Origin of the sequence: Streptomyces sp. NPDC048349 (assembly GCF_040651925.1) — a bacterium.
Classification (GTDB): domain Bacteria; phylum Actinomycetota; class Actinomycetes; order Streptomycetales; family Streptomycetaceae; genus Streptomyces.
Map to the genome: position 1 here is coordinate 1 of NZ_JBEZLA010000121.1, position 8,594 is coordinate 8,594.

Annotated in this window: 7 protein-coding genes; 3 read left to right on the forward strand and 4 right to left on the reverse strand. The window is 72.3% G+C overall.

The window, feature by feature from the left end; all coding sequences use genetic code 11:
• Nucleotides 1-106: 106 nt before the first annotated feature.
• The 4 genes from AB0D44_RS33755 to AB0D44_RS33770 all read right to left on the reverse strand — a co-directional run bounded on the left by AB0D44_RS33755 (nt 107) and on the right by AB0D44_RS33770 (nt 5,046).
• On the reverse strand, nt 107-1,384 hold the full coding sequence (locus tag AB0D44_RS33755) for a haloacid dehalogenase-like hydrolase (RefSeq protein WP_362598536.1): 1,278 nt from the start codon (nt 1,382-1,384) through the stop codon (nt 107-109).
• A gap of 89 nt (nt 1,385-1,473) precedes the next feature.
• A complete protein-coding gene (locus AB0D44_RS33760) occupies nt 1,474-2,259 on the reverse strand; it encodes a 3-oxoacyl-ACP reductase (protein WP_362598539.1) in 786 nt (261 codons plus the stop codon).
• A 4-nt stretch (nt 2,260-2,263) separates the two neighbouring features.
• Nucleotides 2,264-3,646 (reverse strand): aldehyde dehydrogenase family protein, encoded by a 1,383-nt coding sequence (locus AB0D44_RS33765; RefSeq protein WP_362598542.1) that lies wholly within the window; start codon nt 3,644-3,646, stop codon nt 2,264-2,266.
• Between the two features lie 35 nt (nt 3,647-3,681).
• On the reverse strand, nt 3,682-5,046 hold the full coding sequence (locus AB0D44_RS33770; protein ID WP_362598544.1) for a glutamine synthetase family protein: 1,365 nt from the start codon (nt 5,044-5,046) through the stop codon (nt 3,682-3,684).
• A gap of 77 nt (nt 5,047-5,123) precedes the next feature.
• Here AB0D44_RS33770 and AB0D44_RS33775 point away from each other — a divergent pair, with 77 nt between their 5' ends.
• From AB0D44_RS33775 to AB0D44_RS33785, 3 genes are all read left to right on the forward strand, one after another.
• A complete protein-coding gene (locus AB0D44_RS33775; protein WP_362598547.1) occupies nt 5,124-5,870 on the forward strand; it encodes an FCD domain-containing protein in 747 nt (248 codons plus the stop codon).
• A 190-nt stretch (nt 5,871-6,060) separates the two neighbouring features.
• Nucleotides 6,061-7,539 carry an ethanolamine permease gene (gene eat / locus AB0D44_RS33780; RefSeq protein WP_362598550.1) on the forward strand — a complete coding sequence of 493 codons (1,479 nt, stop codon included), beginning with the start codon at nt 6,061-6,063 and terminating at the stop codon, nt 7,537-7,539.
• Nucleotides 7,540-7,606: 67 nt separating this feature from the next.
• Entirely contained in the window at nt 7,607-8,314 is a 708-nt protein-coding gene (locus tag AB0D44_RS33785) for a gamma-glutamyl-gamma-aminobutyrate hydrolase family protein (RefSeq protein WP_362598551.1), read from the forward strand.
• Nucleotides 8,315-8,594 lie beyond the last annotated feature (280 nt).

Genomic DNA, 8,594 nt, shown 5'->3' on the forward strand with positions numbered 1-8,594 from the left:
AAGTACGTCCAGTACGGGGGCATCCGGCCGGCACGCCGAGAGCACGCACCGGACACCGCTCCTTCACCACGGACCTCCGTCAGACACCCCCTAGCTCCTGCCGTCGTCAGAACACCGAGTCCGCCTGGTCCGGGATGGTGCTCCCGTCGTCCCGCAGGACCGGGCCCTTGCCGCCGTCGCGGTCGACGTAGCCCGCCGTGGCGCACGGGTACGGGGTGGGCTTCTGCTTCTTCGGTTCCATGAACATCGGGTTGACGATCCAGCGGCCGTCGCCGTTGTCGTAGGCCCGGCACATCAGCTCGTTCTTGTTGCGGTTGACGACGAGGCGCAGGGCGGTCGCGTCCCTCAGGAACGAGACGTCCGTGTCGGAGTCGCCCGCGGCGAACACCTGGCGGCGGGCGGCGGGCTGGACCTGCTCGGCGGCCGGGCCGCGGACGCCGAAGACCTCCTGGTTGATCCAGCAGCGCTTGCCGTCGATATAGGTGATCATCGTGTCGGCGCCGTCCCCGACGGATCCGCAGCCCTGGAGGTGGGCGGTGAACTTCCCGTCCGGAGCGGTGGTGTTGCGGACGCCGATCACGTGGTCGGGGTCGATGCCGACGCCCTTGGCCCACACCTCGACGACCGGCTGCGGCGAGGCCGAGCTGATCCAGACGTCGAAGCCGGCCTTCCGCAGGCCGTTGATCAGGTCCTTCTGCTGGTCGTAGTAGCGGACCCACGCGGTGGCGGTGCCGCTGCCGACCTGCTGCACGGCGCCGACGGGCGCGGCGAGGTTCTCGGTGCGGGCGGCGGCGGCGAAACCGCGGACCTCGCGGGCGCTCCAGCCCTGCATCAGCTGCGGGAGCCAGGCGTACGAGGGCTCGGTCGTGCGGCGGTCCCAGCCGGCGAAGGCGGCCGCGCCGGTCCGGGTGGCGCCCGCCCCGTACACGCTGTTGATCTCGTCGGCGCAGTCCGCGCCGCCGGGGCCCCCGGTGGGCAGCGGTGTCCCGGGGCGGGCGAGCGGGCCGCAGGCGCCGGCCAGCGCCGCGGCCGCGTCCGGGGTGAGGAAGCGGCTGGTGGTGGTCCAGTCGCCGCGGGCGGGCTGGCGGATCCTGCCGTTGCGCAGCAGCCAGAACAGGGTGGCGTCGCCGACGTCGTTCTTGACGACGGTGTTGTCCCAGTCGAAGACGGCGACGGGCTTGGTGCGGCCGCCAGCCCGGTGGGGCGCGCAGCGGCCGTGGTGGTCGACGAGTTGCTGGAGGCGGGCCTGGTTGTCCCCGTACCAGCCGGAGCCGATCGTCACGCGGGGGCAGGCGGCCTGGCCGGCCTGGGCCGGCGGGGCCAGGAGGATGCCGGATCCGGTGACCGCGATGAGGGCCAGGGAGGTTGCCCGTCTTCTGTGCATGCTGCTCCTCGGGTTCGGGAAAGGGCGCAGCCGGGCACCTTGCGGTGCCCGGCTGCGGTGGGCTGGGGCCGGCCGGCTGGCCGGTGGGCCTAGAGCGGGGTCACGTACGCGCCGGAGATGCCGCCGTCGACCAGGAAGTCGGTGGCGTTGATGAAGGAGGAGTCGTCACTGGCGAGGAAGGCGACGGCCGCGGCGATCTCGGTGGGCTCGGCGAAGCGGCCCAGCGGGATGTGGACGAGCCGGCGGGCGGCGCGCTCCGGGTCCTTGGCGAACAGCTCCTGGAGGAGCGGGGTGTTGACGGGCCCCGGGCACAGCGCGTTGACGCGGATGCCCTCGCGGGCGAACTGGACGCCGAGCTCGCGGGACATGGCCAGGACGCCTCCCTTGGAGGCGGTGTAGGAGATCTGCGAGGTGGCGGCGCCCATGACGGCCACGAAGGAGGCGGTGTTGATGATGGAGCCGCGGCCCTGGCGCTGCATGTAGGGGAGCGCGGCCTTGCAGCACAGGTAGACGGAGGTGAGGTTGACGTCCTGGACGCGCTTCCAGGCCTCCAGACCGGTGGTGAGGATCGAGTCGTCGTCGGGCGGCGAGATGCCCGCGTTGTTGAAGGCGATGTCGACGGAGCCGTAGGTGTCGAAGGCCGTCTTGAAGAGGGCCTCGACCTCCTCGGGGCTGGTGACGTCGACCTTCACGAAGGTGCCGCCGACTTCCTCGGCCGCGGCCTTGCCGGCCGTCTCGTCGATGTCGCCGCAGACGACGTCGGCGCCCTCGGAGGCCAGGCGCCGGGCGGTGGCGAGGCCGATGCCGCTGCCGGCTCCGGTGATGACGGCGGTACGGCCGACCAGGCGGCGGCAGACGATCTCTTCGGTGCTCATGGGTTCAGGCCTCCGTGCTGATGAAGACGTTCTTGGTCTCGGTGAAAGCGGTGAGGGCGTCGGGGCCGAGCTCGCGGCCGAGGCCGGACTGCTTGTAGCCGCCGAAGGGGGTCCAGTAGCGGACGCTGCTGTGGGAGTTGACGGACAGGTTGCCGGCGGCGACGGCGCGCGAGACGCGCAGCGCGCGGCCGATGTCGCGGGTCCAGAGGGAGCCGGAGAGGCCGTACTCGGTCGCGTTGGCCAGGCGTACGGCGTCCTCCTCGTCCTCGAAGGGCAGGACGACGGCGACCGGGCCGAAGACCTCCTCGGTGGCGACGGGCGCGGTGGGGGCGACGTCCGTGACGAGGGTCGGGGGGTACCAGAAGCCGGGGCCCTCGGGGGCCTTGCCGCGGATCGCTGCGAGGTCCGCGGTGACGTAGGACCGTACGCGCTCCAGCTGGGTGCGCGAGATGAGCGGGCCCATCTGGGTCTTCTCGTCGAGGGGGTCGCCGACGGCCACGGACTCGATGCCGGGGGCGACGAGCTCCAGGAACCGGTCGTACACGGAGCGCTGGACGAGGATCCGGGTGCGGGCGCAGCAGTCCTGGCCGGTGTTGTCGAGGAAGGCCATGGGGGCGGCGGCCGCCGCGGCTTCCAGGTCGGCGTCGGCGAAGACGATGTTGGGGCTCTTGCCGCCGAGTTCGAGGGTGACGCGCTTCACCCGGTCGGCGCACTTGGCCATGATCTGCTTGCCGACGCGGGTGGAGCCGGTGAAGACGATCTTCGCGACGCCGGGGTGCTCGACGAGCGCGTCGCCCGCGACCGCTCCGTGGCCGGGGAGCACCTGGAAGAGGTGCTCGGGGATCCCGGCTTCGAGGGCGAGTTCGGCGAGGCGCAGCGCGGTGAGCGGGGTGGTCTCGGCGGGCTTGAGGATGACCGCGTTGCCCGCGGCGAGGGCGGGGGCCAGGCCCCAGGCGGCGATCGGCATGGGGAAGTTCCACGGGGCGATCACGCCGATGACGCCGAGGGGTTCGAGGAAGGTGACGTCGATGCCGCCGGCGACGGGGATCTGACGGCCGGAGAGCCGTTCCACTCCCCCGGCGGCGAAGTCGAGCAGGTCGCGTACGTTGCCGGCCTCCCAGCGGGCGTTGCCGATGGTGTGCCCGGCTTCGCGGACCTCCAGCCGGGCCAGTTCCTCGATCTGGCCGTCGACGGCGGCGGCGAAGCGGCGCAGGACCCGGGCGCGGTCGGCGGGGGCGGCCGCCGCCCAGCCGCGCTGGGCGGCAGCGGCTCTGGCGACGGCGGCGTCGACATCGTCCCGTGTGGCGGCCGGGACGATGGCGACGATTTCCTCGGTGGCCGGATTCAACACCTCGAGATCGAGGAGGGGGGCCAGCACATCGGACACGTGGTGCCTCACAGGGTGTCGGTCGGTGGAGTGGGTTACAGGCGTTCGAAGGAGCGGCGCAGCTCCCAGTCGGTGACCGCCGAGTCGTACGCGTCGAGTTCCACGCGGGCCATGTTCCGGTAGTGGGCTACCACCTCGGGGCCGAAGGCGGCCTTGGCGATCTCGCTGTTCTCCCAGAGCTCGGCGGCCTCGCGCAGGGTCGCCGGGACGTGCGCGTAGTCGGCGGTGTAGGCGTTGCCCGTGCAGGCCTCGGGCAGTTCGAGGCGGTTCTCGATGCCGTAGAGACCGGCCGCGACCAGTCCCGCGACGGCGAGGTACGGGTTGACGTCGCCGCCGGGGAGGCGGTTTTCGAAGCGCATGGAGCGGCCGTGGCCGACCACGCGCAGGGCGCAGGTCCGGTTGTCCACGCCCCAGGCGACGGCGGTCGGTGCGAAGGATCCCGGCCGGAAACGCTTGTACGAGTTGATGTTCGGGGCGTAGAGAAGGGAGAAGTCCCGCAGCGCGGCCAGCTGGCCGGCCAGGAAGTGCCGCATCAACGGTGACATTCCGCCTGGTCCGTCTCCGGCCATCGCGTTGCGCCCGTCGGCGTCCTGGAGCGAGAGGTGGATGTGGCAGGAGTTGCCCTCGCGCTCGTCGTACTTGGCCATGAAGGTGAGCGAGACGCCCTCCTGGGCGGCGATCTCCTTCGCGCCGGTCTTGTAGACGGCGTGCTGGTCGCAGGTGGTCAGCGCCTCGTCGTAGCGGAAGGCGATCTCGTGCTGGCCGAGGTTGCACTCCCCCTTCGCCGACTCGACGATCAGGCCCGCGGCCTGCATCTCGTTGCGGATGCGGCGCAGCAGCGGTTCGATGCGGCCGGTCCCGAGGACGGAGTAGTCGATGTTGTACTGGTTGGCGGGGGTCAGCCCGCGGTAGTGGGAGTTCCAGGCCTGCTCGTAGGTGTCCTGGAAGACCATGAACTCCAGCTCGGTGCCGACCATCGCGCTGTAGCCGTGTTCGGCCAGGCGCTCGAGCTGGCGGCGCAGGATCTGCCGGGGCGCGGCGACCACGGGCGTGCCGTCGTTCCAGGCGAGGTCGGCGAGGAGGAAGGCGCTGCCGGGGTTCCAGGGGATGCGGCGCAGGGTGGCGGGGTCGGGGTGCATGGCGAAGTCGCCGTAGCCCCGGTCCCAGGAGGACATCTCGTACCCGTCGACGGTGTTCATGTCGGTGTCGACGGCGAGGAGGTAGTTGCAGCCCTCGGTGCCGTGCTCGAGGACCTCGTCCAGGAAGAACTGTGCGGCGAACCGCTTGCCCTGGAGACGCCCCTGCATGTCGGGGAAGGCCAGGACGACTGTGTCGATCTCACCGCCGGTGACCAGGGAGCGGAGCTCCTCGATCGCCAGCGGCGGCTTGCGGTCTACCACGGGAATCTCTCCTTCGGTGAGCCGAGGAGGCCTAAGGTATTGAATAGAACCATTGCTTGGGAAGGGGAGGAGCCGAGATGACCGATACGGCGGGCGAGGGCGGCGCGATCGCGCGGCTGAATCCCGTACTGCGGCAGGTGCGGGCGGGCAACGGCTTCGAGGAAGCGCTGGAGCAGATCCTCCAGGTGGTCCGGTTGGGTCTGGTGCCGGGCGGCGAACGGCTTCCGCCCGAGCGCGAGTTGGCCGAGCGGATGGGGATCAGCCGGGTCACGCTGCGCGAGGTGCTGAAGGTACTGCAGGACCAGGGGCTGGTGGAGGCGCGGCGCGGCCGGTACGGCGGAACGTTCGTGCTGCCCCGGCCCGACACCCCGGCGGGCGCCGCCGAGGAGGAGCTGCGCCGGCGTGTCGCGGGCGTGGACATCGAGGACGTCCTGCGCTTCCGCGAGGTCCTGGAGGTGGGGGCGGCCGGACTGTGCGCCTCGCAGGGGCTGGCCGAGGAGGACACCGAGCGGCTGCTCGCCGCCCTGGCCGCCACCCATGACGCCCCGCTGGCCGACTACCGGCGCCAGGACACGCTCTTCCACCTGACCCTGTGCGAACTGGCCGGGTCCGCCAGCCTGACGGCCCAGTACGCCGCCGTGCGGGCCACGGTCAACGACCTGCTGGACTGCATCCCGCTGCTGGTGCGCAACCTGGAGCACTCGCAGCAGCAGCACACCGCGCTGGTGGAGGCCGTACTGGAGCGGGACGCCACCGGGGCGCGCGAGACGATGCGCGAGCACTGCTGCGGCACGGCGGCGCTGCTGCGGGGCTTCCTGGCGTGACCCGTACGGCCCGCCCGGCCCGGTCGGCCCATCCGGCCCATCCGGCCCGTCCAGCGCGCCCGGCCCGTCCAGCGCGCCCGGCCCGTCCGGAGGGTTTCGTAACGTCTGTTTAACGCAGAGGTCTTGCGCTCTTCACCGCTCTGCGACAAAGGTACGCCCCACAACCATTGCCCCGAGGCAGGAGCGCACGATGGCCGACGACATCGAGGCACGGCTGACAGCCGTGCCCGCACCCAAGGCGTCCCCCGACGGCGGCGAGGGCCACGACGACTACCTGGAGCGCCGTACGCTGCGCCGCGGCAGCGCCGGCTGGCTGCTCCTGACCGGCCTCGGCGTCGCCTACGTGGTCTCCGGCGACTTCTCCGGCTGGAACGTCGGCCTCGACAAGGGCGGCTTCGGCGGCCTGGCCATCGCCACCGTCCTGATGGGCGCGATGTACGCCTGCCTGGTCTTCTCCCTGGCGGAGCTCTCCACCATCCTGCCGACGGCGGGAGGCGGATACGGATTCGCCCGCCGCGCGCTCGGCCCCTGGGGCGGCTTCCTGACCGGCACCGCCATCCTCATCGAGTACATCCTGGCCCCCGCCGCGATCGTCATCTTCATCGGCGACTACGTCGAGTCGCTCGGCCTGTTCGGCCTGACCTCCAGCTGGCCCGTCTACCTGGGCTGCTTCATCGTCTTCATCGGGGTGCACCTCTGGGGCGTCGGCGAGGCGCTGCGCTTCAGCCTCGTCGTGACCGCCGTCGCGGTCGCCGCGCTGCTCGTCTTCGCCGTGGGCGCGTTCACCGAGTTCAGCGCCGACGGCCTGAACGACATCCCGGTCGACGCGAACGCCTTCGGCTCGAACTCCTGGCTGCCGCTGGGCGTCCTGGGCATCTGGGCCGCGTTCCCCTTCGGCATGTGGTTCTTCCTGGGCGTGGAAGGCGTACCGCTGGCGGCCGAGGAGGCCAAGGACCCGGTCCGCTCCATGCCGAAGGCCCTGGCCATCTCCATGGGCATCCTCACCCTGCTGGCCCTGATCACCTTCTTCGCGGCGACCGGCGCCCAGGGCGCGGACGCCGTCAAATCGGCGGGCAACCCGCTGGTCGTGGCGCTGGAGGGGGACGGCGGCCCGACCGCGCTCAGCCGCTTCGTCAACTACGCGGGCCTGGCGGGCCTCGTGGCCTCCTTCTTCTCCCTCATCTACGCGGGCTCGCGCCAGCTCTTCGCCCTCTCCCGGGCCGGCTACCTGCCGCGCTTCCTCTCGCTCACCTCCCGGCGCAAGGCCCCCTACCTGGGCCTGGTCATCCCCGGCGCGATCGGCTTCGCCCTGGCCGCGGCCACCGGCAACGGCGCCCGCATGCTCAACGTCGCGGTGTTCGGCGCGACCATCTCCTACGCCCTGATGGCCCTCTCGCACATCGTGCTGCGCCGCCGGGAGCCCGGTCTGGAGCGGCCCTACCGCACCCCCGGCGGCATCCTGACCTCCTCGGTGGCCTTCGCCCTCGCCCTCTCGGCCCTGGTCGCCACCTTCCTGGTGGACAAGGACGCCGCATTCATCGCCCTGGCCGTGTACGCCGTCGCTCTGGCCTATTTCGCGCTCTACAGTCGGCACCACCTCGTAGCCTCTGCTCCCGAGGAGGAGTTCGCGGCGCTGGCGCAAGCCGAGGCGGAACTGACCCGCGACTGACCCGCGACGACCCCGACGACCGGCTCACGCCGGACCCTTCCCGTCTCACCTTCCGGAGGTAAAGCCCGTGCCACGGCCGCTCATCGGCATCACCACCTATGTGGAGGAATCCACCCGTTACGGGGTGTGGGACCTCTCGACGTCCCTCGTACCGTCCGGGTACTACGAACTCGTCCAGGCGGCGGGCGGCGCGGCCGTGCTGCTGCCGCCGGACGAACCCGGGGCGGCGGCGGAGGTGCTGAGCCGGGTGGACGGGCTGGTCGTCGCGGGCGGCCCCGACGTGGACCCGGTCCACTACGGCGCCGCCCGCGACTCCCGTACGGGCGCCCCCGCGACGGTCCGCGACCACTGGGAACTGGCCCTCATCGCCGCCGCGTTGGAGGCGGACGTGCCGGTGCTGGGGATCTGCCGGGGCATGCAGGCGCTCAACGTGGCGCTCGGCGGGACGCTGATCCAGCACATCGACGGGCACTTCGACACCCCGGGCGACACGTCCTGGCACCCGGTCCGCCCGGTCGCGGGCACCCGGTACGCGGCCCTGGTCCCGGAGGAGGCGGACGTCCCGACCTACCACCATCAGGCCGTGGACCGCCTGGGCCGCGGCCTGGTCGTCTCGGCCCACGCGGCCGACGGCACGGTGGAGGCCATCGAGATCCCCGACCCGGCACGGTGGGTCCTGGGCGTCCAGTGGCACCCGGAACGCGACAAGGACACCCGCGTGATGGCCTCCCTGATCGAGGCCGCCATGTCCCGCACAGCCGTCCCGGTGGCCTGACCCCCCGCCCCCGGCGGCGTCCTGCCCCCCGGCCGGGCGCCGCCTGCGGAGCTCGGCCTACGGCGCTCCACCTGCCGGGGCCTGCGGGGGGCGCGCCTCAAGAACCGGGGCTCCGCCCCGAACCCCGCGCCTCGAACGCCGACGAGGCTGACATCGCTCCCCATCCGGCCCCGCCGGCGTTCGAGGCGCGGGCCCGCGGGGGGGGGGGCCCCGCGCCCGGGGCGCCCCGGCCCCGCGGGCCCCCCCGCGGGCGTGCCGGCGAGACGCCGGGGGGTAAGCA